The 24,487-nt window shown below is 60.7% G+C and carries 22 protein-coding genes and 1 pseudogene; 11 read left to right on the top strand and 12 right to left on the bottom strand.

Features of this window, described 5'->3' with window-relative positions:
- Positions 1–56 precede the first annotated feature (56 nt).
- Complete coding sequence (locus IG629_RS18125) at positions 57–1,685, top strand: FMN-binding glutamate synthase family protein (protein WP_193173333.1); 1,629 nt, start codon at positions 57–59, stop codon at positions 1,683–1,685.
- A 39-nt stretch (positions 1,686–1,724) separates the two neighbouring features.
- Here IG629_RS18125 and IG629_RS18120 read toward each other — a convergent pair whose 3' ends face one another.
- Positions 1,725–2,105 (bottom strand): DCC1-like thiol-disulfide oxidoreductase family protein, encoded by a 381-nt coding sequence (locus IG629_RS18120; protein ID WP_193173332.1) that lies wholly within the window; start codon positions 2,103–2,105, stop codon positions 1,725–1,727.
- A 338-nt stretch (positions 2,106–2,443) separates the two neighbouring features.
- Here IG629_RS18120 and dctP point away from each other — a divergent pair, with 338 nt between their 5' ends.
- From dctP to IG629_RS18105, 3 genes are all read left to right on the top strand, one after another.
- Positions 2,444–3,442: a TRAP transporter substrate-binding protein DctP gene (gene dctP / locus IG629_RS18115; RefSeq protein ID WP_193173331.1), complete on the top strand. Its 999-nt coding sequence runs from the start codon at positions 2,444–2,446 to the stop codon at positions 3,440–3,442.
- Positions 3,443–3,520: 78 nt separating this feature from the next.
- Complete coding sequence (locus tag IG629_RS18110; protein WP_193173330.1) at positions 3,521–4,030, top strand: TRAP transporter small permease; 510 nt, start codon at positions 3,521–3,523, stop codon at positions 4,028–4,030.
- Positions 4,030–5,307 carry a TRAP transporter large permease gene (locus IG629_RS18105; protein ID WP_193173329.1) on the top strand — a complete coding sequence of 426 codons (1,278 nt, stop codon included), beginning with the start codon at positions 4,030–4,032 and terminating at the stop codon, positions 5,305–5,307. Before IG629_RS18110 ends, IG629_RS18105 begins: the two co-directional genes overlap by 1 nt.
- Positions 5,308–5,329: 22 nt before the next feature.
- On the opposite strand, the gene IG629_RS18100 is transcribed toward IG629_RS18105, so the two are convergent.
- The 5 genes and pseudogenes from IG629_RS18100 to IG629_RS23020 form a co-directional block, all read right to left on the bottom strand.
- Entirely contained in the window at positions 5,330–5,719 is a 390-nt protein-coding gene (locus tag IG629_RS18100) for a hypothetical protein (RefSeq protein ID WP_193173328.1), read from the bottom strand.
- A 184-nt stretch (positions 5,720–5,903) separates the two neighbouring features.
- Positions 5,904–8,465 (bottom strand): PAS domain-containing sensor histidine kinase, encoded by a 2,562-nt coding sequence (locus IG629_RS18095; RefSeq protein WP_193173327.1) that lies wholly within the window; start codon positions 8,463–8,465, stop codon positions 5,904–5,906.
- 312 nt (positions 8,466–8,777) lie between these two features.
- A complete protein-coding gene (locus tag IG629_RS18090; RefSeq protein ID WP_193173326.1) occupies positions 8,778–9,842 on the bottom strand; it encodes a 2OG-Fe(II) oxygenase family protein in 1,065 nt (354 codons plus the stop codon).
- Positions 9,843–9,988: 146 nt separating this feature from the next.
- The gene (locus tag IG629_RS18085) at positions 9,989–11,917 is read right to left on the bottom strand and encodes a PAS domain S-box protein (RefSeq protein WP_226886909.1); all 1,929 of its coding nucleotides are present in this window, start codon (positions 11,915–11,917) and stop codon (positions 9,989–9,991) included.
- A gap of 93 nt (positions 11,918–12,010) precedes the next feature.
- A pseudogene (locus IG629_RS23020) lies at positions 12,011–12,301 on the bottom strand (PAS domain-containing protein); the annotation flags it as partial.
- Between the two features lie 12 nt (positions 12,302–12,313).
- Between IG629_RS23020 and IG629_RS22895 the strand changes: the two are divergent.
- On the top strand, positions 12,314–12,448 hold the full coding sequence (locus IG629_RS22895; RefSeq protein ID WP_264299836.1) for a hypothetical protein: 135 nt from the start codon (positions 12,314–12,316) through the stop codon (positions 12,446–12,448).
- 453 nt (positions 12,449–12,901) lie between these two features.
- Here the strand turns inward: IG629_RS22895 and IG629_RS18080 are convergent, their stop codons facing one another.
- Entirely contained in the window at positions 12,902–13,504 is a 603-nt protein-coding gene (locus IG629_RS18080) for a superoxide dismutase (protein WP_193173324.1), read from the bottom strand.
- A 196-nt stretch (positions 13,505–13,700) separates the two neighbouring features.
- On the opposite strand from IG629_RS18080, the gene IG629_RS18075 reads away from it, so the two are divergent.
- The 3 genes from IG629_RS18075 to nudC all read left to right on the top strand — a co-directional run bounded on the left by IG629_RS18075 (position 13,701) and on the right by nudC (position 17,376).
- Positions 13,701–14,492, top strand: coding sequence for a phosphodiesterase (locus IG629_RS18075; RefSeq protein WP_193173323.1), 792 nt, complete (start codon positions 13,701–13,703; stop codon positions 14,490–14,492).
- Positions 14,493–14,824: 332 nt separating this feature from the next.
- Complete coding sequence (locus IG629_RS18070; RefSeq protein WP_193173322.1) at positions 14,825–16,348, top strand: ABC-F family ATP-binding cassette domain-containing protein; 1,524 nt, start codon at positions 14,825–14,827, stop codon at positions 16,346–16,348.
- A gap of 71 nt (positions 16,349–16,419) precedes the next feature.
- On the top strand, positions 16,420–17,376 hold the full coding sequence (gene nudC, locus IG629_RS18065) for an NAD(+) diphosphatase (protein ID WP_028467582.1): 957 nt from the start codon (positions 16,420–16,422) through the stop codon (positions 17,374–17,376).
- Between the two features lie 3 nt (positions 17,377–17,379).
- Here nudC and IG629_RS18060 read toward each other — a convergent pair whose 3' ends face one another.
- The gene (locus IG629_RS18060; RefSeq protein ID WP_193173321.1) at positions 17,380–17,682 is read right to left on the bottom strand and encodes a 4a-hydroxytetrahydrobiopterin dehydratase; all 303 of its coding nucleotides are present in this window, start codon (positions 17,680–17,682) and stop codon (positions 17,380–17,382) included.
- A gap of 101 nt (positions 17,683–17,783) precedes the next feature.
- Between IG629_RS18060 and IG629_RS18055 the strand changes: the two genes are divergently transcribed.
- From IG629_RS18055 to IG629_RS18045, 3 genes are all read left to right on the top strand, one after another.
- Positions 17,784–18,170, top strand: coding sequence for a metallopeptidase family protein (locus IG629_RS18055; RefSeq protein ID WP_226886904.1), 387 nt, complete (start codon positions 17,784–17,786; stop codon positions 18,168–18,170).
- A 101-nt stretch (positions 18,171–18,271) separates the two neighbouring features.
- Positions 18,272–18,730, top strand: coding sequence for a group III truncated hemoglobin (locus IG629_RS18050; RefSeq protein WP_193173319.1), 459 nt, complete (start codon positions 18,272–18,274; stop codon positions 18,728–18,730).
- Between the two features lie 28 nt (positions 18,731–18,758).
- Complete coding sequence (locus IG629_RS18045) at positions 18,759–19,187, top strand: RrF2 family transcriptional regulator (protein WP_193173318.1); 429 nt, start codon at positions 18,759–18,761, stop codon at positions 19,185–19,187.
- A gap of 7 nt (positions 19,188–19,194) precedes the next feature.
- Here the strand turns inward: IG629_RS18045 and IG629_RS18040 are convergent, their stop codons facing one another.
- The 4 genes from IG629_RS18040 to IG629_RS18025 form a co-directional block, all read right to left on the bottom strand.
- Entirely contained in the window at positions 19,195–19,818 is a 624-nt protein-coding gene (locus tag IG629_RS18040; RefSeq protein WP_319025125.1) for a GNAT family N-acetyltransferase, read from the bottom strand.
- A 10-nt stretch (positions 19,819–19,828) separates the two neighbouring features.
- Positions 19,829–21,724: a DNA mismatch repair endonuclease MutL gene (gene mutL, locus IG629_RS18035; RefSeq protein WP_404923910.1), complete on the bottom strand. Its 1,896-nt coding sequence runs from the start codon at positions 21,722–21,724 to the stop codon at positions 19,829–19,831.
- Positions 21,721–23,049: a glucose-6-phosphate isomerase gene (locus IG629_RS18030; protein WP_193173317.1), complete on the bottom strand. Its 1,329-nt coding sequence runs from the start codon at positions 23,047–23,049 to the stop codon at positions 21,721–21,723. The genes mutL and IG629_RS18030 overlap by 4 nt, the downstream gene beginning before the upstream one ends.
- An 82-nt stretch (positions 23,050–23,131) precedes the next feature.
- On the bottom strand, positions 23,132–24,487 hold the full coding sequence (locus IG629_RS18025) for a M16 family metallopeptidase (protein ID WP_193173316.1): 1,356 nt from the start codon (positions 24,485–24,487) through the stop codon (positions 23,132–23,134).

The following is a 24,487-nucleotide window of genomic DNA, read 5'->3' as shown; positions in this document are numbered from 1 at the left end:
CTAAACCGCGTCTACCCTTGGCGGCCGGATCTTTATCAGTGCGGGGAGAGACCGTAGTGCGTTTCGCATTCTTTGTTGCCATCATCATAGCGGCCCTCGCCTCACTTGGTCTTGGACTAGCCGGTATCGGATGGGGGTGGATAGCCTTCGCCATCGCCGCGCCATTGACGCTTCTCGGCATCTGGGACCTCATTCAGGGTCGGCACAGCCTGTTGCGCAATTATCCAGTCATCGCCCATATGCGCTGGCTGTTCGAGGGCATCCGTCCCGAAATCCGACAGTATCTGATTGAAAGCGACGCCGACGCCTTTCCGTTCAACCGGGAGCAACGTTCGCTCGTCTATCAACGCGCCAAGCAGGAGCAGGAAACGGTTCCCTTCGGCACACAGATGGACGTCTACAAGGCGGGATACGGTTATTTCACGCACTCCCTGGCCCCATTGCATCCCAAGAACAACAACTTCCGCCGCCATGTCGGCGGGCCGGATTGCACGCAGCCCTATGACATTTCCCTGCTCAACATCTCGGGAATGAGCTTCGGGGCCATCAGCGCCAACGCAATTGCGGCACTTAATCGGGGAGCGGCGACCGGCGGCTTCGCGCACGACACGGGCGAGGGTTCGATCTCGCCGCATCACCGGCGTTTTGGCGGCGATCTGATCTGGCAGATCGGATCTGGCTATTTCGGCTGCCGCACTGAGGACGGCATGTTCGATGCGGAGAAATTCGCCGCGACGGCTGCCGACCCTCAGGTCAAGATGGTGGAACTCAAGCTTTCCCAGGGCGCGAAACCCGGCCATGGCGGCGTTCTGCCGGCCTCCAAGATCACACCCGAAATCGCCGAAACACGCGGCATCCCGATGGAACAGGATTGTGTTTCCCCGGCCGCGCATCCCGCTTTCTCGACCCCGGCCGGGCTTGTCTCCTTCCTCGGCGAGCTGCGCCGACTGTCAGGCGGCAAGCCGGTCGGCTTCAAGCTCTGCGTCGGTCATCCGCACGAGTTCATGGCGATCTGCAAGGCGATGATCGCGCAAGGAACCTATCCCGACTTCATCGTCGTCGACGGCAAGGAAGGCGGCACCGGTGCAGCTCCCGTGGAGTTCACCAACAGTCTCGGCATGCCGTTACGCGAAGGACTGCATCTCGTGCATATGACGCTCGTTGGCGCTGGAATTCGCGAGCATATCCGCATCGGGGCCAGCGGAAAGATCATCTCCGGCGCGGACATCGCCACCGCCATCGCGCTCGGCGCCGACTGGTGCAACGCGGCCCGCGGCTTCATGTTCTCGATCGGCTGCATTCAGGCCCGCGCCTGCCATACCAACCGCTGCCCGACCGGCGTGGCGACCCAGGACCCGACGCGCCAGCGCGGCCTCTCCGTCGAGGACAAGTACAAGAGGGTCGCGAACTTCCACCGCAACACGCTGCGCGGCTTCGCGGAAATGCTTGGTGCGATGGGTCTGGACGATCCGAGTCAGATCCGGCCCGAAACGCTGCACATTCGCGCCACCGACCCGGACAGCATCCTGCACCACCGGCTGGCACCGGGACAGCTCTTCGAAGAGGGTTGCCCGGACGCCTTCGCCACCCCGTGGAACCTCGCCCGGGCCGACAATTTCCGTCCGGCTGACGCGATGGAATTCAGAGAGTCCGGCGCTCATGCAGCGACCGAGAAACAACCGTAAGCACTCTTCGGCCTGCGTCGCGCAGATGATCCTTCTGATTCAATCAGAACGACGGAGATTATTGATCGGCCCGATGCGCCGCAGTCGAAGCAGGATATTCCGGAGACCGCGCAGCGCTCTGTAAACGCAAACCGAAAGCCCAGGTGAGCGGTGCAGCATCAAGCCAGCCCTTGTCAGCAGACTTGCTGGTTCGCCAAAAGCCGCCAGAAAGGATACAGCCCCCGCACCGTGATAAATCGCGCCGTCGGCGAAAATCACCATCCCCTCATCGAGATCAAGTCCCTCTGCCCGCGCTCTCTTGCACGCCTGATGATCTGGCGCGGCGCGGGCATTCACAAGGTTCAAAACCCCATATTCTTTCCTGATGGCGAAAGCATGAGCGGTTGAGCGGCAGACAGGGCAGTCGCCGTCATAGATCAACCAGAAGCCTACAAGATCGGAACTCATTCTGACTGTGCGACCATCAATGCAAAACTAACTGGAAAGCCGACTATAGGCCGGCCGACGGAAAACAGCGTCAGGTGAATTGTCGCAACATCGCAACGGAACGGCGAGAATTGCCTGCGCCAAGCTCAACCCGCTCCATACATTGCACCGTTCAGCCTTCGCTTTCCGGATCACATCTGTTGACCCGTGCGCAAATTCGGATATGAAACGTGCCGAATTCCTTTCTACAGAATGCGACCGTTGCCCTGACGGGATGCAAATTGAACGAACCTTTCGATAAACCACAGAACATCCATTTCCAGGAGGAAACCATGAAGCGTTGGATTTTGGGAGCCGTTGCCGCGGCTGCCCTGGTTACCGCGCCGGTCCAGGCCTTTGCCGAGACGACCATCCGGGTCACGCTGCAGCTTCCGGAGAAGCATTCGCTCGGCCAGAACTGGCTCGCCTTCAAGAAGATCGTCGAAGAGAAGTCAGGCGGCGACCTGCAGATCCAGCTGTTCCCGTCCGCCCAGCTTTTCAAGGACAAGGAAGTGCCCGGCGCGGTGGGTTCTGGCGCGGTTGAAGCCGGTTCCGCCTTCATCGGCCGGTTCGCCGGCTCGGTGCCGACCGTCGACGTGGTCTCCATCCCGTTCATCTTCGAGAACGAGGCGCATGTCCGCGCCGCCGTGGCCCCGGGCTCGGCGCTGCGCAAGGAAATCGATTCCTCCATCCTGAAGGAAACCAACAACAAGATCCTCTGGTGGCAGGCATTCGGCCTCAACATCTATCTCGGCAAGGATGCGCCAATCGTCGAGCCTTCCGACCTCAAGGGCAAAAAGGTCCGGACCTATGGCAAGATCCAGGGCTGGACCGTCGAGGCCCTCGGCGGCGCGCCGACCCTGATGTCCGGCTCCAAGCAGTTCCTGGCCTACCAGCAGGGCGCGGTCGATGTCGGCATGACCGGCGCGTCTGCCGTGAAGTCGCGCAAGCTCTATGAAGTCATGGATCACATGACCCTGACCTATGACACCGCCATCGAGTTCGTCGCGGTGATGAACAAGGACTTCTACGAGGGCCTGACCGACGCCCAGAAGAAGATCATCGACGACGCCGCCCGCGAGGTCGAACAGAAGCTCCGCGACCAGATCTTCGCCCAGCAGGCCGCCGCCGTCGATGAATCCCGCGGCAAGATGAATGTCGTCGAGCTGACCGACGCCCAGCGCGCCGCCTGGGTGAAAGCCACCGCCGGCATCGTCGACCGTTTCGTCAAGGAAACCGGCGACAAGGGTGCCGCCGCCGTGAAAGCCGTCAAGGCCGCTGCAGCCAACTAAACCGAGCGACACCGGGGGCTGGACCGTCCCGCCTCCGGTATCCTCGCTCCACAACACGATCCGAGGAAAGAGGCCGGTATGTTTGTGCGCTGGGTGGACGCCCTGTCCGAGTTCGTCGGCAAGCTCTGCGCCTGGAGCCTGGTCGCGGTCGGCTTCTTCATCACTTTCGAGATCGTCATGCGTTACGTCTTCAACGCGCCGACCATCTGGGTCGACGAGGTCAGCCGCATCCTGCAGGTGTGGGTGGTCTATCTCGCCGCCGCCTTCGTGCTGAAGCACCGCGAGATGGTCACCATCGAGCTGATCCTGCGCAATCCAAACACACTCTGGCGCCGCCTCGCCGAAACCCTCGCTATCCTGGTGATGTTCCTGTTCGCCGGAACTGCGATCTATTATGGCTTCTCGCTCTGGCTGCACGACACGCTGGCCGGGCACACCACCGACACGTATCTCGCCCCGCCGAAATGGTTCACCCAGGCACCGGTCTGGCTCGGCAACACGCTGCTCGTGCTGCAGGGCCTCGCCCAACTCGTCCGGGTCTGGACTGAAGACCTGCCCGAGGACGATGTGCTGGAAGGCGCGCACTGATGGAAGCCTTCCTGATCCTGGCGGCCCTGATCGCCTTGCTGCTGCTGCGCACTCCCGTCGCTTTCGCCCTCGGCGGCCTCGGCGTCATCCTGCTTGCGCTCAAAGGCCTGCCCATGGTGGCGGTGCCGCAACGGCTGCATGGCTCCATGGACAGTTTCGAGCTGCTGGCCGTGCCGATGTTCCTCTTGATGTCGAACGTGTTGCTGAAAGGCGGAGTCGGCCGCGATCTCTATGCCGCCGTGCAAAGCTGGGTCGGTCACTGGCCGGGCGGCCTCGGCGTTGCCACCATCCTGTCCTGCACTTTGTTCTCCGCCATCTCCGGCTCGTCGGTCGCAACCGCCGCGACCATCGGCACCGTCGCCATTCCGGAAATGGTGGCGCGCGGCTATGACAAGCGCTTCGTCTTCGGCATGCTCGCCGCTGGCGGCACGCTCGGTATCCTGATTCCGCCCTCGATCCCGCTCATCATCTACGGCGTGATCTCGGAATCCTCCATACCCACCCTGTTCCTGGCCGGGATCGGCCCTGGTCTCTTCCTGGCCGCCGTCTTCACGCTCTACGGTATGGTCCACGCACGTTTCTCCGGCACTTACGAGCCGGTCAGCCGGGCAAACTGGAGAGAACGGGCCTCCGCCACCCTGGGAGCCCTGCCGACCATCCTGCTGGCCGCCGCCGTGGTCGGCTCGATCTATCTCGGCATCGCCACACCGTCCGAAAGCGCGGGGCTCGGGTTCGTCTTCGCTCTGATCATTACATTCGCCATGGGACGGATGGACTGGCCGAAGCTAAAGGAAGCTGTCGAGGCTTCGCTCCGCACCTCCGTGATGGTGCTGATCATCGTCGCCGGCGCCAAGGTGTTCTCCTACGCCATCACGCTTTACCTGATCCCGCAGTCGATCTCGGCGCTGCTGACCGAGAGCATCTCGACGCCGGGCCTGTTCATGCTCGCTGTTGGAGCCGTGCTGCTGATCATGGGCTTCTTTCTGGAGAGCCTGTCGATGCTGCTGATCATGGTACCGGTCATGCTGCCGGCCGTGCTCAACATGAATATCGACCCGATCTGGTTCGGCATCTTCTTCGTCGTGCTGATCGAAACCGCGCTGATCACGCCACCCGTGGGCATGAACCTTTTCGTCATCCAGGCCGTCGGTAAGGCCAGCCTGCAGGACGTGGCTCGCGGCGCGGTGCCGTTTGCCGTCATCATGCTGGCAACGGCAGTGCTGCTCTGGTTCTGGCAGGACCTGGCGCTCTACATCCCCTATCAGCTGATGCGCTGACGGCCGCCAAACAGAGAAATCATTACGCTCCGGCGTCCGACGTGAGCCACTCCATTGCATCTTCCAGCTTCAGAAATGCCCGGCGTTGCAACGGAAACCGGTCAACGCCATAGACTTCCCAGAGGCGTGCCAGAAGCATTGCACCGCGATCAGGAACCAAACTCGCCGATTTTACATTGCGACGTCCGGGATGATGCTGGAGGAGCTGGTTGGTGATCTCCATTTCAGCCGTCGTGTACTGCGACAGATCAGCTTCCCGAAGATCCCATAAGACAGGGACTCCAGCAGCATACTCTTCATACACATTGAGTGCTTCCATACCGGCCCCGACAACCGCGCCAGTCATAGTTCCCTGAACTTTGATTTTCAGGAGTTGAAAGCCGTTTTGATAGATGAGATCCGTTTCTATCACGCGCCTCATTAATCCCTGTTTTTTTTACCAGAATAGGCGCGTAATATGATATGCGCAACGTCATTCCCTCTAACGAGGCTAAAATTTGATTGGAAAATCAGACCTCAAAGGCTGGGCGCCTGAGAAAGAAAGTTTCTAATTTCAGAAAAGCTTACCCAGTCTAACGCGCAGTCCAGCCTCCCGATCAGTCCCCCGGCGGGATGATCGGAAACCGGATCACAATCTCAATGCCTTCGCCAGGCGCACTCTTGCAGCGAACGGTCCCCCGGAGGATCTGCGAGACGAGATTGAACAGAATGTGCATACCAAGACCACTGCCGCCCTGCCCACGCTTCGTTGTGAAGAATGGATCGAAGATCCTCTTCACAGTTTCCTCTTCCATGCCGATGCCGTCATCCGTGTAGCGCAGCTCCGCGAAACCGCTCTGTTCGGAAACCGCGATGGCAATGCTGCCTCCATCCCGCTCGGCAAAACCGTGCAACATGGAATTCATCACCAGGTTTGTGACGATCTGGGCGAAAGCACCGGGATAGCTCTTCAACTCCATATCGCTTGGACCCGAAATGTCGACCGAGACTTCCTTGGACTTCAGATTTGGGCTGAGGCTGTTTGCGATCTCCTGCAAATATGCAACGAGATGAAACGTTCGTTCGGCTTCACTGGCTTGATCGACAGCGATGCTCTTGAAGCTTGAGATCAGTTGGGCGGCTCGCGCCAGGTTGGAATCGACAAGCGTCATCCCTTCGGTGATTTTCGTCAGTGCAGCCTCGAACTCACTTCGCTTGAGGCTTCCACCCGCGACTCCCTCTCGCAGCGCCTGAGCCGCACTCAGTACCGTCGTTCCTGCAGTGACACAGATCCCGACAGGCGTATTTATCTCGTGAGCTATCCCCGCGACCATTGAACCCAGCGATGCAAGGCGGTCGGACTCAACGAGACTTTCCCTAGCCTGATACAACTCCGAGATATCTGTCGTGGCGCCGGCATAGCCTTCGAAAACGCCATTTTCCCAGAGCGGGGTGGCGTTGATTCGATAGCATCCGAACCTGTCGATTAAATTGTGAACGGCCTCGAAATCCCGGACCGGTTCCCGAGCTTCATAGGCTGACAGCAGAGCCCTGCCAATGTCAGGATTACCCCATACTTTCTTATGATACGTGGCAATATCGAGGCCGATCAGCGAGGAAGGCGCCGCGCCGTCAGGAACGGGGAAATTCTCGGACAAGTACGTGAAGCGGAGATCCCCGTCACACTCCCAGAACCAGTCTGCGGAAGCATGCGCCAGCACCCGGAAACGCCGCTCACTGACACGCAGTTCCTCCGTTCTCTCCAGAATCATCTGCTCAAGATTGGCCTTTGAGGCTTCCAGTGCTTTTTGGGCCTCGATCAGTTCAGTAACGTCATACCGCAGAACGCCAAGCCCCTTGACCTCGTCGTTCCGGTCGATCAATGGAAAACGGCTAAGCAGAACATATTTCTGCATACCGTCCGGGCCGGGCCGCGCGATCAGACTTTCATCTGCCTCGCGCCGATCCATCATCCCGATTTCCCGTTCGGTCACATCGCCGGTGAGATCCTCTATGCCCATCGCCGCGAACATTTCAGAGGTGGTCTTGCCGACGACCTGATCGGAGGCAAGACCGATTTGCCCAAGAGCCGCCTTGTTCGCCCGAACAAGGCGGGTATCGCGATCCCGGATCATGATCCCGTGACCGAAATTATCGAAAAGATTGCGCAGCAGGTCTTCAGCATCCTGATGCTTCTGCTCAAGCCTCCGCTGCTCGGTTACGTCCTGACGGAGCACAATAATGCCGCCATGCGGCATTCTGCTCTCGATCGTCTGACAAATCCGATCACCAAGCCGTTGCTCGAACGGAACACCTGTCGCCTCCCTGTGCCGCTGCATCCGGCCCTCTGAAACTGACTCGTACCGGTCAGGCGTAACACCGGCGACCAACCCGCAATCGAGGGTCTCCGACATAACCTGGCGGAAGCTCAATCCCGCCGCGAGCTCCGGATCGTTACGAAAGGAAGGATTGAACTGAGCGTATTGCTTGTTGCAGATGACCAGACGGTCTGACTCGTCAAAGACGGCGAAGCCAGCAGGCATCGCCATGATCGCTTCCCTGAGAGTTGCTTCAAGCCGGGACGCCCGGTCGCGCTCCGCGGAGAGTGCGGCTTCAGCAGCCTTTTGATCCGTCATGTCGAAGGCAATCGTTCCCAGACCGACAATCTTGCCCTCATCATCAATCGCCGGAAACTTCACCAGAAAGCGCTGGTGTGTCTTTCCGGCACGGACAACCTGAACTTCCCGCGTCGCGACTTGACCCGTTTCCGCAACAAGGGCCTCCATGGACTGGATACCCGATGAGATTTCCTCAGAGCTCAGCAGGACTGAAGCCCCGCTCTTGCCGACAATTTCCCCGGCGGATTTGCCGAACCAGTCGCAATAAGCCTGATTCACCATAAGATACCTGCCGTCCGGATCTTTCAGGTTCATGCAGATGGGAGAATGCTCAAAGAGAGCTCCAAGCCGAAATTCTGTATTACGCAGGTCCCCGAGGATTTTTTCGGCGGCTCTTGTCTTGAAGACAAGGATCACCCCGAGAATAAAAGCTACGCCCCCCAGTCCCGCAGCCACATTCAGAAAGCCCGCGCTCCGATACGCCCCATCGGCCCACACAAGCGCGAGGACAATCGCCAACGCAAAATTGAGACCTCCAACCAAGATCGACAATCTGTGCATTGGATATGTCCTTGTGAACTGCCGGGCTAAAATTTACTGGAAAGCCTCTATGACGAAAGCTTAACCATTGAAAACGAAAAGAACTCTACTTCGCGAACCGTGATCACCCCAAACAGAAAGCGAGGATTTTCAACGACCTTCTGCTCATGATCTTGCGTCATATGAAAGCTTCGCCTGCGATCGGCCGCACCGACTGAATCGATGGACCCGACACGATTCCCGATAAGTCCGCTCGGCATTATAGCAGGGTGCGTAGACCGAGATTTTGAGAGCCTCGGTCAGTCCTGTGGCGATTGAAAATGGTGATTGGAATCAGCTCTGGCCGAAGAGGAAACCGAGGAGCGCGAGACGGCGCCCCTTGCGCATGTGCAGAACCTCATGCAGCAGCGAGCACGAAAACACAATGGCCGCGCCTGCCGGAGGCTTGTAGGACTGCTGGCTGAATTCCGGAAACCAGATCTCGCCACCCTCATATTGATCGGAATTCAGGTTGATGGTCACCGCGAAGCGCCGATAGGCAACCGCTGCATCCGTATTGTCCCGATGCCCGTGCAGTTGGCCACCACGCTCGCCCTCATAACAGGCGATGCGATAGCGCTCGTGGCGGGTGACCTTGTAATGAAACGATTTCTGCAACTCCGGCAGCAGCCGGCCGGCGATTCGCTCGTCGATATAGTTCTGCGTCTCGGGATTGATAACCCAGTGATCGATCCGGTCGCCGCGGCCATATTCCGGGATCCGCATCTTGCAGTCCGTGGTCCGGTTCTGCAGCGTGTTGTGCCCCGGCTCGACATATTCCTGCCCCTGCATGGCATAGACGCTCATCAGATGCGCGCAGTCGGCCGGACTGAAGACATCCGGCACCAGCAACACCGGCGGATGCATGCGGTAGGGCTGCTCGGCCCGGAGCGCGGACTGGGCCTCAAGCACACTTCCCACGATCTCAGGATGATCGGGCTTGTCCGCATCGAGAAGCCTCAGGATGTGCCGGTTCGGCGCGATCAACACCGTGGTCGGGCCCGCATTCAGCGGCCGCCCGAACGGCGCCTGCTGGCCGAAGGCCGCGAAAGCCTTGCCATCGGCATCCATCAGAACCGAGGCATCAGTAACCGGCTTAGGAAGACCCGGCTTCTTCTTGCCCGGCGCCACATAATAGATCTGCGCGCCGTGCCCGGCGAACCGCTCCCGCGCGGCCTCAAAAGCCACTGCCGCCGCCTTGTTCGCCGCAGCGTCATGCCCCAGCAGGACCAATATGTTGAAATCTCCGGATACCTCGTCCGCGATCAGACTGAACTCTTCCCCGGCGCAGCGTGGAAGCTTCACGGGTGCCGCGATATCCCCCTGCTCAACTTTGCGGATCGCATTTCCGGCCTGCATGGACATTGTCCAACCCCATGGTCATTTCCCAGCCGGAAGTGTGCCGATTCAGACTCGGAAAGCAAGCGTCCAGGCGTGATTTTCCGGAATGCAAACAGGCCCGCCGATGGCGGGCCTGTCGTATTGGAGTCCAGGGTCCAGTCGGATCAACTCGGCGGCCGGATCGGGAACTGGATCTCGAACTCAACGCCTTTTCCAGGCTCGCTGCGACACTGCACGGCCCCCAGCAAGACCTGTGCGACCAGATTGAAGACAATATGCATTCCGAGACCACTACCGCCATGGCCGAGGCGGGTGGTGAAAAAGGGGTCAAAGACCCGGCGCACGGTTTCAGCGGGCATTCCGCAGCCGTCGTCCCGGTAGAGCAATATCGCCGAGGCGCCCTCACGCGCGATCTCGATCTCGATGTTCCCCGAAGCCATATCCTCGAACCCGTGAATGATGGAATTCATGGCCAGATTCGTCAGGATCTGCGCGATCGCGCCGGGATAGCTCCTAAGCTCGATATCTTCATCCCCGAAGACCCTTACCGCAATGCGATCGCCGCCGAGATGCGGGCTCAGACTCTCAACAACCTCGCGCGTATAACGGATCAGATTGAAATCGCGTTCCGCCTCGCTAGTCCGATCGACCGCGACGCTCTTGAAGCTCGACACCAGACGCGCCGCGCGAGCGAGGTTCGATTCGACCAGCACCGCTCCATCCACGATATTTGAAGTACCGTTCTCTAATTCACTACGCTTGAGACTGCCGTCCCCCAACCGTGAATGCAGCTTCTTTGCATCTGCCAAGACGGTGGATATCGCGGTAACACAAACACCGATAGGCGTATTTATCTCGTGCGCAACGCCGGCTACCAACGCTCCGAGGGACGCCAGACGTTCCGCCTCGACAAGACTCTGTCGTGCCTCATAGAGCTCGGAGATATCGGCCGTCGACCCTGTATAACCAGTGAAAATGCCATCCTCGAAGATTGGCATCATCGTTATACGATACATTCGAATTTCGCTGCCAACTGGGCGCGTAATTTCGAAATCCCGCAACGGCTCATGCTTTCGCAATGCATCGATGAGCCTCTGGCGGACATCCGGCTCGAAGGCACTGGCCTCGAAATAGTCCGAAAGCGCCATACCGATCAGATCGTTGCGGGTCAAACCATCAGGAACCGGAAAACTTTCTGAAAGATGGCTAAACCGGTAGTCCGCATCGCATTCCCAAAACCAATCGGCCGAGGCCTGAGCCAAATTGCGAAACCGGTTCTCGCTGGCTCTTAGCTCGCCAGTCCGCTCCAGGACGGTAACTTCCAAATGCTCCTTGGCTGACTGAAGCGCTTCCTGGGTTTCGATCAACTCCGTCACGTCGTAGCCCAAGGCCCCAAGGCCCTGAACCTCGCCGGTGCTGCCAATGATCGGAAAACGGCTGAGGCGTATATGCCGCGTCGATCCGTCCGACATGACGCGCTTGCGTATCGACACGTCTCGCCGGCGCTCAGCCATCAAGGCGCGCTCCTCGTCTATAACCCCTTCAGCCTCCTGATGATGACCGGTCAGTCGCAGTAATTCTTCCGTCGTCTTGCCGATGATCTCCGTTACAGGCAATTCACCCCAGTAGGAGGCGGCCTTGTTCAGTCGAACGACCCGGCAATCCAGGTCGCGGATCGTGACTCCCTGATCGAGATGTTCAAAAAGACTACGGAGCAGGTCCTCCGCGTCCTGACGCTCTTTTTCCAACCGCCTTTGCTCGGTGATGTCCTGACGCAAAATGATCGTCCCGCCCTCGGGCATGCGTGTCTCGGTATTGACGAAGATCCGGTCCTTGACGAGCGTTTCAAATGGCGTCCCCGCGGCTTCGCGATGCTGTTTCATTCTGAGCGCAACAAACTCTGCGGCCTCCTCCGGAGTCGTAACCGGTATGTGGCCGGCTGCGATGAGTTCATCGACCAATCCATGGAAAGCACGTCCTGCGCCCAGTTCGGGATCACTTTCGAATGACGGGTAATATTGCGCAAATTCCGAATTGCAGATCACCAGCCGGTCTTCCGAGTCGAAAATCGCAAATGCCGCAGGCATCGCCATGATCGCTTCCCGAAGAACGCCTTCAAGGTGCGAGGCGCGCTCCCGCTCCCTCGTCAGCGCGTCCTCGGTCTCTTTCTGCACCGTGAGATCGACCGCACAGGTTCCGACGGCGACAACATCCCCCTGCTCATCCCGCATCGGAAACTTGACCAGCAACCGCTCGTGAACCTTGTCCCCGCGTCGCACTTTAACTTGCTGTCTCAAGAGTTGGCCGGTCTGGGCGACCCTGCGTTCGATCTTGTCGACGTTCGCACGCCGGACCGGATCCGAGGCGTATACCTCGGCATTGCTTCGCCCAAGAATCTCGTCAGCTGATTTGTTGAGCCAATCACAATAGGCCGCGTTTACCAGCAGATAGCGCCCGTCAACGTCCTTGAGATCCATGCAGATTGGCGAATGTTCGAAGAGCGTGCCGAGCCGGGATTCCGAAACCCTGAGGCGCTCGAGATCGCTTTCGACGACGCGGGCCCTGGACCGAAGGAGCGCCAGAACGAGCGACGCAGCGAAAAGAAGGCCGAGAGCGAGAGCTGAAAAGGGCGTACTGACTTGCACAAGGCCGGTCCAGTCCGCGCTGAAGACGGCCAGCACTATCAAGTTGCAGCATATGGCCAAAGTCAGCAGTCTCGAATATGGCTCAGCCAAAATAAGACTCCCCGCATGCGCAGCATTACAGCAATTATGCGATCCGCAAGCAAACCACTCAAATGCTGAACAAATTTTTAAATTGGGATTTTTAGTCTCCTTGGACTTTATTTTCTATGAGCTGCTTTGCTGTAGAAGCTGCTTCAGTTCTCTCTGTTCAGCCGAAATTCATTAATTCAAGGCTGGCTTGCCTCATAGCTGTGCGAATGAGGGCAGCAAGTTCATGACAGGGCTGACCCTCACGATTCCAGAAACACTGGGCCATTCGCTTTGCCGGTATCAAAACGAAAACGGGCCCACCAATGGCGGGCCCGTCGCAGTTCAGTGCAGGGTCTTGCCGGATCAGCTCGCCTTGGCGAACAGCTCCCCGACATAGTCCCAGTTCACCATGTTCTCGATGAAGGCCTTCACGTAGTCGGGACGGCGGTTGCGGTAGTCGATGTAGTAGGAATGCTCCCACACGTCGCAACCGAGCAGAACGGTCTCGCCATAGGCCATCGGGCTTTCGCCGTTCGGAGTCTTGGTGACCTTGAGCTTGCCGTCGCTGCCCATGGCCAGCCAGCACCAGCCGGAGCCGAACTGGGTAACACCGGCCTCAATGAAAGCTGCCTGGAAATCGGCGACCGAGCCGAGGTCCTCGATGATCTTCTTCTCAAGCGCGCCGGGGATAGCGCCGCCGCCATTCTTTTTCATCATCTGCCAGAACTGCAGGTGATTCCAATGCTGGCTCGCGTTGTTGAGCAGGCCGGCCATCTTTTCCTTGTAGGCGGTCTGCACGATCTCTTCGAGGGACTTGTCCTCAAGACCCGTGCCTTCCAGCAGCTTGTTGCCGTTGGTGACATACGCCTGATGGTGCTTGTCGTGGTGAAACTCGAGGGTTTCCTTCGACATGTACGGCTGAAGCGCTTCGTAATCGTAGGGAAGGGCTGGCAGTTCGAGGGCCATTTCGCTCTCCTGTTCTCGCTTGTTAATTTCGCCGGAACCCGACAGCAGGACGTGCGGATGGCTCGCCATCCACCTAAAAACACCGGATCCCTTGTTAACGTGACTTAAGTCACATTCGGCGAAATGCAAAGGGAAAGAAACTGGACAAGCGGTGAATAGACCCGTGCAATTGCTTCAGAAATGAGAGGGTAGGGGCATGCTTCTGGCCGAAATTACCGATACACATTTGATGGATGGCGGCGTCCCGGCCTACGGCACGATAGACACCAAAGCCCATCTTGACGCGGCCGTCGCCACAATCGCCACCCTGACACCGAAGCCGGATGCCTTGCTGGTCGCCGGCGATGTATCGGAAGACGGCACGGCGGGCTCTTATACGCTATTCCGCGAAATGGTAGCGCCCCTTGGCATCCCGGCCTACGTGACCCCTGGAAACCACGATGCGCGAGAGCTCATGCGCGCGGCTTTCGCCCCGGACGGCTACATGCCCGCCACGGGCCCGCTCGACTATGCCGTCGATCTCGGCCCCCTCACGCTCATCGCACTGGACACGCTTGAAGAGGGAGAGCCTTACGGCACTTTCGGCGCGGAACGATGCAACTGGTTGGGCGAAACGCTGGCAACTCTTTCCGGCAAGCCCGCAATCGTCATGCTGCACCACCCGCCTTTTCCCACTGGCATGAAGCTGGACGAAATCGGTTGCCGCGACGGCGATGCCATCGGCGCGGTCATCGAGCAATTCAGCAATGTCGAAATTGTCCTGTCCGGTCATTTCCATCGCTCGATGCACCGCAATTGGGCAGGAACAACGGCAAACATCTGCTCTTCCACCGCCCACCAGATGGGCCTCGACCTGGTTCATCAGCCGGGCTTCAAGGTCTTCATGGAGCCACCACAGATCCAGCTCCTGCACTGGCAGGAAGGAGCCGGGCTCTCTGTGCATCAGGTTCCGGTGGGCACTTTCGAATGCGTGCATGAGAGCGCGTGATATTCCAAGTTTGGCATTGACGACCATCGACCCGTGACAAGCACCGGTTGTAGTGATATTCAACATCCTGCAACAAAGTGACGGCGTTTTTATGGCCCCTCTCATTCAACATGATCGCCAGCGTGGCCCTGTTGATGCCCTGCAAATGCGTTTGCAGGGCTGACCGAGACGCACCTCTAGCATCCTCTTCTTGGTCTGCCCTTGAGAGAGCGTGATCTTGCCGGATTGATGATCCGCGAGAGACGCATTCTGCAGATATACCGGGCTGAATGCCGGAACCGCCCTGAGCGGCCTTCCGCATTGCGTTCGCCCGGCGGACTGGAAGATATCCCATGACTTTGATCACACTGCGCGGCCTTGGCTTTGCCTATGGCGAGCCCTTGTTCAGCAACGTTGACTTTACTCTTTCCAAAGGCGAGCGGATCGGCCTCGTTGCCGCCAACGGGCGTGGAAAATCCACGCTTCTTCGCTGCATCGCAGGCACATTGGAGCCGACATCGGGCGACGTGCTGCGCGCGCGGGGACTGACCCTCGGCTATGTCGAACAGCATCTTTCCCCCGCGCTGGCGGACCGTACATTCAGGCAAGCTGTCTGCGATGCCCTGAGCCCGGCCGAGGCGGAAGCAGAATCGTGGCGCGCCGACGTCTTGCTGGAGGTGCTGGAAGTTCCGGACACCTTCCGCACGCGGACGCTGAAGGAACTCAGCGGCGGTTGGCAACGAGCCGCGCTTCTGGCCCGGGCGGCCGTTACCGATCCAGACGTACTGCTGCTGGACGAGCCGACAAACCATCTCGATATCGCCCGCATCGCCAGCCTTGAAAATTGGCTGAGCGCCTTGCCGCGCGATACCGGCATTCTGGTCAGCAGCCACGACCGGGCGTTCCTAGACGCGGTGACAAACCGGACACTGTTTCTCCGCCCAGACCGCTCGGAAGCTTTCTCCCTGCCCTACTCCGCAGCGAGAGCGGCGCTGGACGATATCGACCAGGCGATGGAGCGGCGCTTTCAGGATGATATGAAGACAGCGCGGAAGCTCCGCCACCAGGCCGCCAAACTCAAGAATATCGGCATCAATTCCGGAAGCGATCTGTTGCTGACGAAGACCAAGCAACTGAAGCAGCGCGCGGACGAGCTGGAAGATGCATCACGCCCGGCACACCAGGAGAGATCGGCCGGGCGCATCCGTCTCGGCAACCGGGGCAGCCATGCCACCGTCCTTCTGACCCTGGACAATCTGTCCGTCGCGACACCTGACGGCGTCCCGCTGATGAAGACCGGGTTACGGCGTATCCATCGCGGGGACCGGATTGCCCTGCTCGGCCCGAACGGATGCGGCAAATCGCAATTGCTGACGAGAATACACACGGCTCTTATCGCCCCGGGCACCCCACAGCCCGGCATCAAGGCAACGCCGTCTCTCGCCCTCGGCTATCTCGATCAAGCCCTGTCCCATCTTCCGGATGACGCCAGCCCGCTCTCGATTATCTGCGACCGGTTCGATATCGGCGACCAGCGTGCCCGTACCATGCTGGCCGGAGCGGGGATCGCCATCGATCGGCAGACAAAACCGTCCGGGCTTTTGTCAGGTGGGCAGAAAGCCCGTCTCGCGATGCTTGTGCTGCACCTCTCGACCCCGAATTTCTATCTGCTGGATGAGCCGACAAACCATCTCGATATCGAAGGCCAGCTGGCCCTTGAAAGTGAGCTGACGACTCATGAGGCAACCAGCCTGTTCGTTTCGCATGACCGGGCTTTCATCCGCTCTGTGGCAACACACTATTGGCGGATCGAGGATGGCCGGTTGATCGAAAGTGACACTGCCGATGCGTTTTTCGAGGCCGCGCTCAACGATTAAGACGCACAGACGGCGCGGCAGCCACCAACCGGTGATTGCCGCGCCCGCCGGAGCGTGTAAACTCCGGCGCCATGTCCGATCAGTATCCTCTCGACCTCACCCGCCGCCAGCCGAACATCTACGGCTTCAGTGGCCTCGACCGCAGCGCTCACCTCCGCGAGGAGGAGGGCTGGCTTGAACGGCTTGTCGGTGACGCCACGACCCGGCTGGTGCCGGTCTGGCGCAGCCGTTCGCTCGTCTTCGGCGCGGAAAGCGAAACCCCGGCCGCCTCATTGCTGAACGCGCGGGAGTTCGCTGTCCTGGTCGAACGTTCCGAGACCGTCATCTTTCTCGGCAACCGGAACGGCGAGGCGCATGTCGCGGTCGATCTCTCCCACCTGGAAGAGGAAGAAGCGGCGGCTGCTGTGAGCGATGCCGGCGAATTCATGGATCTGCGGCAAGTCGGCCCCGTGCTGGAGCGCTTCGAGGGCTCCGTCCTCGCCTATGCCCGGGGTCTGATGCACTGGCATCAGCGTCACCGCTTCTGCGGCGTCTGCGGCTCGCCCACCCGGATCGCGAAAGGCGGGCATCAGCGCAGCTGCACGAACGAGAGCTGCAACACCCCGGCATTCCCGCGCACCGATCCCGCCGTCATCATGCTGGTGCATGACGCGGCCGGAGAGAAGGCCCTGCTCGGGCGCCAGGCTGTCTGGCCGGAAGGGCGCTATTCCACCCTCGCCGGTTTCGTCGAGCCGGGCGAGACACTGGAAGAAGCCGTTGCCCGGGAAGTTTTGGAAGAGACCGGCGTCGAAGTGTGCGACGTGCGCTATCACTCCTCACAGCCCTGGCCCTTCCCGGCATCGATCATGCTCGGGTTTCATGCCGAGGCGAAGACATCGGAAATCTTCCGGCGCGACGACGAGCTGGAAGACGCCCAGTGGTTCAGCCGCGACGAGTTGATGAATTTCCGCGCCCTCGGCAAGGGACTGCCAAGCAAGGATTCCATCGCCCGCCGGCTGATCGAGGATTGGCTCGCCGGGGACGCCTGAGTTTCAGGCGCCGAAGTCTTCCGCCGCCGCGTCCATCCGCCTCGCGAGATCGATATCAAGCAGCGTCAGGCCGCCCGCATCATGCGTGGTGAGGGTGACGTCCAGCCGGTTGTAGACATTGAACCATTCGGGATGGTGATCCAGCTCCTCGGCGATTTCGGCGACTGCGCTCATGAAACCGAATGCGGCTTTGAAATCAGGGAACTTGTAGCTGCGCCGGATCGCATCCCGGCCTGCGACCGCGTCCCATGCCGTGAGAGCGGCCATCGCCAACTCCCGTTCCTGATCGGTGAGTTTGTCTGCCAAGGCAACCTCCCTGTCCGTTCACCACCACACTAGCGTAAAATCCCCGCGCCGGTTATAGCGGAAGCATGAGCCAGCCTGTTCAGCCGCCCGTGGAGCACCCCATGGAACCGCCCAGCCTCGACGATATAGAGGCCCTCGCCCGCGAAGCGTTTCGGACGATCCCGGACGCGTTTCGCGCGCAGACCGGCGATGTGACATTCCTCGTTACCGACTTTCCCGAACAGGACGTGCTGGACGAACTCGGCGCCGAAAGCCCGTTCGAGATCCTCGGCCTTTATGCCGGCATCCCGTTCGGAGAGGCCGTGACACTGGCGAGCCCGTCTGACCTCAACCGGATCTTCCTCTACCGCAGGCCGATCCTCGATTACTGGTGCGAGACCGGAGAGGTTCTGAGTGACATCGTCCGGCATGTGCTGATCCATGAGATTGGCCACCATTACGGTTTCTCCGACGACGACATGGAAAATATCGAAGCCAACGCCGACTGATCGGCTCCTGCCGAGCCGATTGTCGCACCTGGCCCGGACGTCTTGCGCTTCGTCATTTAAGGTGCGTATTAAATACATCTTTTAACATTGGAGCTCGGACCATGACCTCCATTCCAATCCGCAGCAGGCCCGCCTCAAGGGATGACCTTCGCGCCGAAGCGGCAGCGTTCGGCATTACCGAGGCTTACATCTCAACCCTCGTCGACAGCTTCTATGAGCGCATTCGCGCGGACGCCATGCTTGGCCCGATCTTTGAGCGCCGCATCGGCGATGACTGGGACCCGCATCTCGCCCGGATGAAAGCCTTCTGGGGGTCGGTCGCGCTCTATACCGGGCAATATTCCGGCAAACCGGTTCCGGTGCATTACGCCATCACGGAAATCGAGGCCGGGCATTTCGATCACTGGCTCACCCTGTTCGAAAAAACGCTGGTAGCGACGGCGCCGACACCAGGCGTGCCTCCCTATTTCATGGAGCGTGCCCGGCGCATTGCCGAGAGCCTGAAACTGGCGATCTTCGGCGTGCCGGAACTGCAGCGCGCTCGCGGCCCCAAGCCATGACTGCGCTGAATTACACGGAGTAGCCGGCATGCGCCTCAACACCCAGACGGACTATGCCCTGCGGCTATTGATGCATCTGGCGGTGAATTCCTCCCGGCTGGTCACCATCCAGGAGGTTTCAGACCGGTTCTCCATATCCCGAAACCATCTGATGAAACTGGCAAGCGCCCTCACCCATGAGGGGTTCGTCACATCGGTGCGCGGGCGCTCCGGCGGCCTCAAGCTGGCAAAGCCGCCGGAGCAGATCACGGTCGGCGCGGTCGTCCGCTGCATGGAAAATGATTTCGCCATGGTCGAATGCTTTCAGGCGGGGCGGGGACAATGCCTGATCACGCCCGTTTGCCGTCTGAAAGGCGTGATCAATAGTGCCGTCACCGCCTTCCTTACGGAACTCGACCGCAGCACTCTTGCCGATCTGGTGCAGGGCAACGCCCCCCTTGAGCGGATGCTGGCCTAACCCTGCATCACGGCACGGGCCTGCCGAGCCAGATGGCACGCCCGGAATCATCCGCCTCCGGAAGCACGATCCGCTCGAACCCGGCCCGCTGCCAAAAGGCAAGGCCGTCCGCGTTACCGGGATTGACGCCGACATGGACCCGCCCGGCACCGGCCTTTCGCGCCGTCTCAAACCAGCGTTCGAGCAGTCTGGTCCCGATGCCCTGGCGCTGCAGGCGCGGCAACAGGTTCATGTGAAGATGGCCGGGGCACTCGGCAACAACAGCGTCCGGTATCACCGCCGTATGATGCATCCGGTGTGCCCGCTTCGTGTCCGCGTCCCAGTCTGGCTGCAGCACCGTGCCGGGGTCCGGATAACGCTCGCGCAAGGCAGGCCACCATTCGCGTTCGAGCCGGTCTTCGAACGGACGCGTATCGACTGTTCCAACGATATAACCGGCAACACCAAGATCGTCTTCCGCGACAAAACAGAGATCGGGTGCAAATTCCGCATAAGGCCCGACATAGATATGCCCCATGAGATCGGGGTCCCGGTAAAGGTGCCGTGCGTCACCGCCACCGTCACCGGTCATCACCGAGATCCGGTAGAGCGCCGGAAGATCCGCTTTGCGATATTCCCTGATGCGGACCACTCAAGCTCCCTCAGCGCCGGCCGAACAGCTTCTCGATATCATTGAGGCCGAGCGCCACATAGGTCGGGCGGCCGTGATTGCATTGCCCGGAATGCGGAGTGACTTCCATCTCGCGCAATAGCGCGTTCATTTCCTCGACGGTCAGCCGACGTCCCGAGCGCACCGAGCCGTGACAGGCGATAGTGCCGCAGATATGCGCCAGCTTGTCCTTCAGGGCCATGGCCTCGCCGAACTCGGTCAGCTCCTCGGCAAGGTCACGTACCAGACCCGCCACATCCGCCTCACCCATCAGCGCGGGAACTTCGCGCACCACCACGGCACCGCCGCCGAACGGCTCCAACACCAGGCCAAGTTCAGCAAATTCTTCCGTCCGCGCCGCCAGTCGCTCGACCGACGCCTCGTCCAGATCCACCACTTCGGGGATCAGCAGCATCTGCCGCTTGATACCGTCGGCCTCCAGTGCCTTCTTCATACGCTCATAGACCAGCCGCTCGTGGGCCGCATGCTGATCGACGATCACCATGCCTTCGCTAGTCTGGGCCACGATGTAATTCTCATGCAACTGGGCCCGGGCCGCACCGAGCGGATGAGCCTCCAGCGCCGCACTTTCCGGGGTCGGAGCCTCGGAACGGGCCTGCGGTGCCTCGTCCTGCCACATCCCCCCAGCCCCGTGATCGGCGGAAGGCTGGCCAATGGGAGCCTGATACGCCATCCCGGCCTCGGCCATGCCACGCGATACCGTGCTGCCGTATCCCGACCGGTTCTGCGGCTGCCAGGCATAGCTTGTCTGCGGCATCTGGTTTTCAACGGACCGCCCGAGCGCCCCCAGCGTCGCGTTGGCGACCGTGGTCGATGCTCGATGACCCGCCGCGACAAGCGCATGTTTCAACGCCCCGACGATCAGCCCGCGCACCGGTCCTGGCTCACGGAACCGGACCTCGGTCTTGGCCGGGTGCACGTTCACATCGACCATTTCCGGCGGCACGTCGAGGAACAGCGCCAACAGCGGGTGCCGATCGTGCGAGATGAAATCCATATAGGCGCCACGCACCGCGCCATAGAGCAGCTTGTCCCGCACCGGCCGGCCATTCACGAACAGGAACTGGTGACTGGTGGTGCGCTTGTTGATGGTCGGCAGGCCCGCATAGCCGGACAGCCGGATGCCTTCGCGCTCCGCCTCGATCGGCAGGGCGTTATCCTCGAAATCACGGCCCATGACGGCACCGAGCCGGACCAGCCGGGCCTGGAACAGGTCGCCTTCCGCCTCGTTCAGCCGGATCGTCGTGCGGTTGCCGTCACCGAGCGTGAAGGCGACGTTGGGATGCGCCATGGCCAGCCGCTCGATGACATCGACAGCGTGGCTGTATTCCGTGCGCGGCGCTTTCAGGAACTTGAGGCGCGCGGGCGTGGCATAGAACAGGTCCCGGACCTCGATGCGCGTGCCCTGGCCGAGCGCGGCAGGCTCCGGCGGTGTGACCCTGCCGCCTTCGACAGAGAGGCTCCAAGCGCTCTCCTCCGGGCCCGCAGACGCCGCGCGGGTGGTTATCGTCATCCGGCTGACAGCGCCGATGGAAGGCAGTGCCTCGCCCCGGAAACCGAGGCTGGTGATATGGGTAAGATCCTCGCCCTTCAGCTTGGAGGTGGCGTGCCGCTCGACCGCGACTTCCAGCTCTTCCCGGCTCATGCCCATGCCGTTATCGGTCACGGCGATAGCGGTCCGGCCGCCGTCGCGCATGACCACGTCAACGCGGGTCGCCCCGGCATCCAGCGCGTTCTCGATCAGCTCCTTGGCCGCGCTGGCCGGGCGCTCGACCACCTCGCCGGCGGCGATCCGGTTGACCAGTCCGTCCGGCAGGCGCCGGATCCGTCCGACGGTTTCCTCAATCCTGGAAGCGTTGCCGCTCACCCGGCCATCTCCGCCAGATAGCGCCGCGCCAGGACCTTGCCATCCTCGACGGCGGGTTGGTCGAACGCATCGACGCCGATCAGATCGGCCGCTACCATCGTCTCCAGGAAGAAGTGCATCATCAGCGCGCCGACACTTTCCTCGTCGATGGCATCGGTATGGATGATCCGGGTGGGCCGCCTGTTGGCAATCAGGGTTTCCGCCGTCGCCCGTTGCTCGGCATCCATCAGATCACCCATGGTCCGTCCAGAGAGATAAGAGAGCCCGTCGCCCATCAGCGCCATCGCGTTCGCACCGACCGTACCGCCCGTGCCCGCAACCGCGCTCTGCACCAGTGTCACCAGCTTGTCGCGCGGACCGTCGAGGAAGAGCTGCAGGCTGCTGTGCTGATCGACAGCACCAAGCGCGCCGATCGGTGTGGTGCCGTTACCGTGCTTGCCGAGACTTTCCGCCCAAAGCTGGGTGAACCAGTCGCCCATCCGGTCCAGCCGGTCGCTGTAGGGCATCAGCACGGTCTGGGTGACGCCACGCTCCCGCCCGAGGCCGATATTGACCATCGCACCGAGAACCGGGGCACTTTCCAGAGGGTTCGCCGGCGCAAGCGCCGCATCGGTTACCGCCGCTGCCCCGCGCCGGATGGCCTCGGCGTCGAGTCCGACGATCATGGCCGGCAGCAATCCGTTCAACGTCAGGCCCGAATAGCGCCCGCCGATATGGGGATCGTGCTCAAGGCAACGGCACCCGGTCTCCTCCGCAAATTGGCGAAGCGGGCGCGGTCCGGGTTCGGTGACCGTGATGAAATGTTCCGCCGGATCGAGCCCTGCCGCAACGAAAGCATCGTGGCAGATCAGGGTTTGGCACAGCGTTTCCGCCGTACCACCCGATTTGGAGATGGCGAGCACCGCCGTCTTCTCCAGCGCGATGCGTTTGAAGATCGAGGTGAAGGTTGCCGGGTCGATATTATCGAGGAAATGAAGCTTCGGCGCGTCCGGCGAGAAGGTGCCGCCCTTCTCCGCCAGACGGCATATCGTCGCCCCACCAAGACTGGAGCCGCCGATGCCGAGGATCAGTACGTGTCTGGCCCAGGCACTCAGCTCGGCTGCCAGCAGTGCGCCCTCTTCAAGGTCGTCCCGCCGCCAGGGCAGCGAGAGCAATGGCAAGGTGCCGCTCTCCTTCTTTTTCCGGAGGTCCGCCAGAGACTGTGCTGCAGCTGGAGCCAACGCCTCAAGACCGGCAACAGAGAGACCGGCATCGCCGATCCGGTCCTCGAATGTCGCGGAAAAATCATGCCGGAGCGGGCCGGCCACCAAGGGACACGTCTTCATGATGAAAGAATCTAGCAGATGCCCTGAACGGGAGCCACCACCGGAACGGAGCCTTCAAGCATATAATCGCATCCTCGCCCGCTCAGGAGCGCGACTCCGGCGCCGGAGCCGTAGCGGTCAGACCTTTCGGCTGCCCGACCACGGAGAATGTCAGCTCGTCCGTCAGGAACAAGCGCTTCGCCACCCGCTTCAGGTCCGTCATCGTGACCGCATTGATCCGGTCCGCCCGGCCATCGAGATAATCAATGGGCCGCCCGTCCCGCTGTAGCGAGACCAGCAATCCGGCAATCGGCCGGGAACTGGTCAGGCGCATCGGGAAAGAGCCGTTGATATAGGTCTTGGCATCACGCACTTCTTCCTCGGTCGGACCATTCTGTGCCATGTCTGCCCAGATCTCCCGCACCAGCCCGACCGTCTCGGCAACTTTGTCGTTCCGGGTCGAAACGCCGCCCATGATCATCTGCGCATCCTCAAGCGGCAGCGTGTAGGCATAAATGCCATACGTCAGGCCGCGTTTCTCACGGATCTCATTCGTCAGACGCGAGCCGAACCCGCCCGCCATGATTTCCATCAGGATGGAGGCCGCGAACCGGTCCGGATCATCCCGGGGAATGCCCCGATGGCCGAACACGACAACCGACTGAGGCACCGGACTCTCGACCACGAAGGTCTCTCCGATGGCTGCCGGTTCCGCCGGCACAGCAGGTGTCGCGGCGCCGTTTTCCGGCAACGGGCCGAATGTTTTATCGAGCAGTACGCCCAATCGCTCCGGCGTAACGTCCCCGACCACGCCAACCTTGAGGCTGCCGCGTGTCAGCACCCGTTTGGCGAATGCCTTCATGTCTGCCGTTGTGATACGTCCGGCGCTTTCCACCGTGCCGCTGGAAGGGCGGCCGTAGGGATGGTTCGGGAAAGCCGCCCGCCACCAGACCCGGCTGGCAATCGTCTGCGGCCTGTTCTCGTTACGCTTCAACCCGGCAACGATCTGCGCGCGGATGCGTTCCACCGGTTCGGCATCGAACCGCGCCTCTGTCATGGCAAGACGGAGCAGATCGAAGGCCTCGTCCGAATTCTCGGTCAGGGTCTGCAGGCTGGCGCCGAAACTGTCATTGCGGGCATTGAAGCGAAGCCCGATGACCATGTCTTCCAGCTTGCGGCGGAAAGCATCGCTGTCGTAGGGACCGGCCCCTTCATCCAGCAGGCTCGCGGTCAGGACGGCCAGGCCTTCCTTGCCCTCCGGATCGGCAGCGGCACCGCCCGCGAAACTGGCGGAAAGAGTAATGATCGGGTTCTTGTGGTCCTCGACCAGCCAGGCCTCAATGCCGCCGGGACTGACCACACGCTGGATCTCGATGGCCTCCGCCATTCCCGGCCGGGCCAGCAGGAGAGTGGCGAGAATCAGAAACGGGACAGAAGCCCGCGCGAAAAGGGTCCGCAT

This window comes from Nisaea nitritireducens, assembly GCF_014904795.1.
Lineage (GTDB): Bacteria > Pseudomonadota > Alphaproteobacteria > Thalassobaculales > Thalassobaculaceae > Nisaea > Nisaea nitritireducens.
The sequence above is the reverse complement of the archived record's forward strand: the minus strand, read 5'-3'. Positions and strand labels throughout refer to the sequence as shown.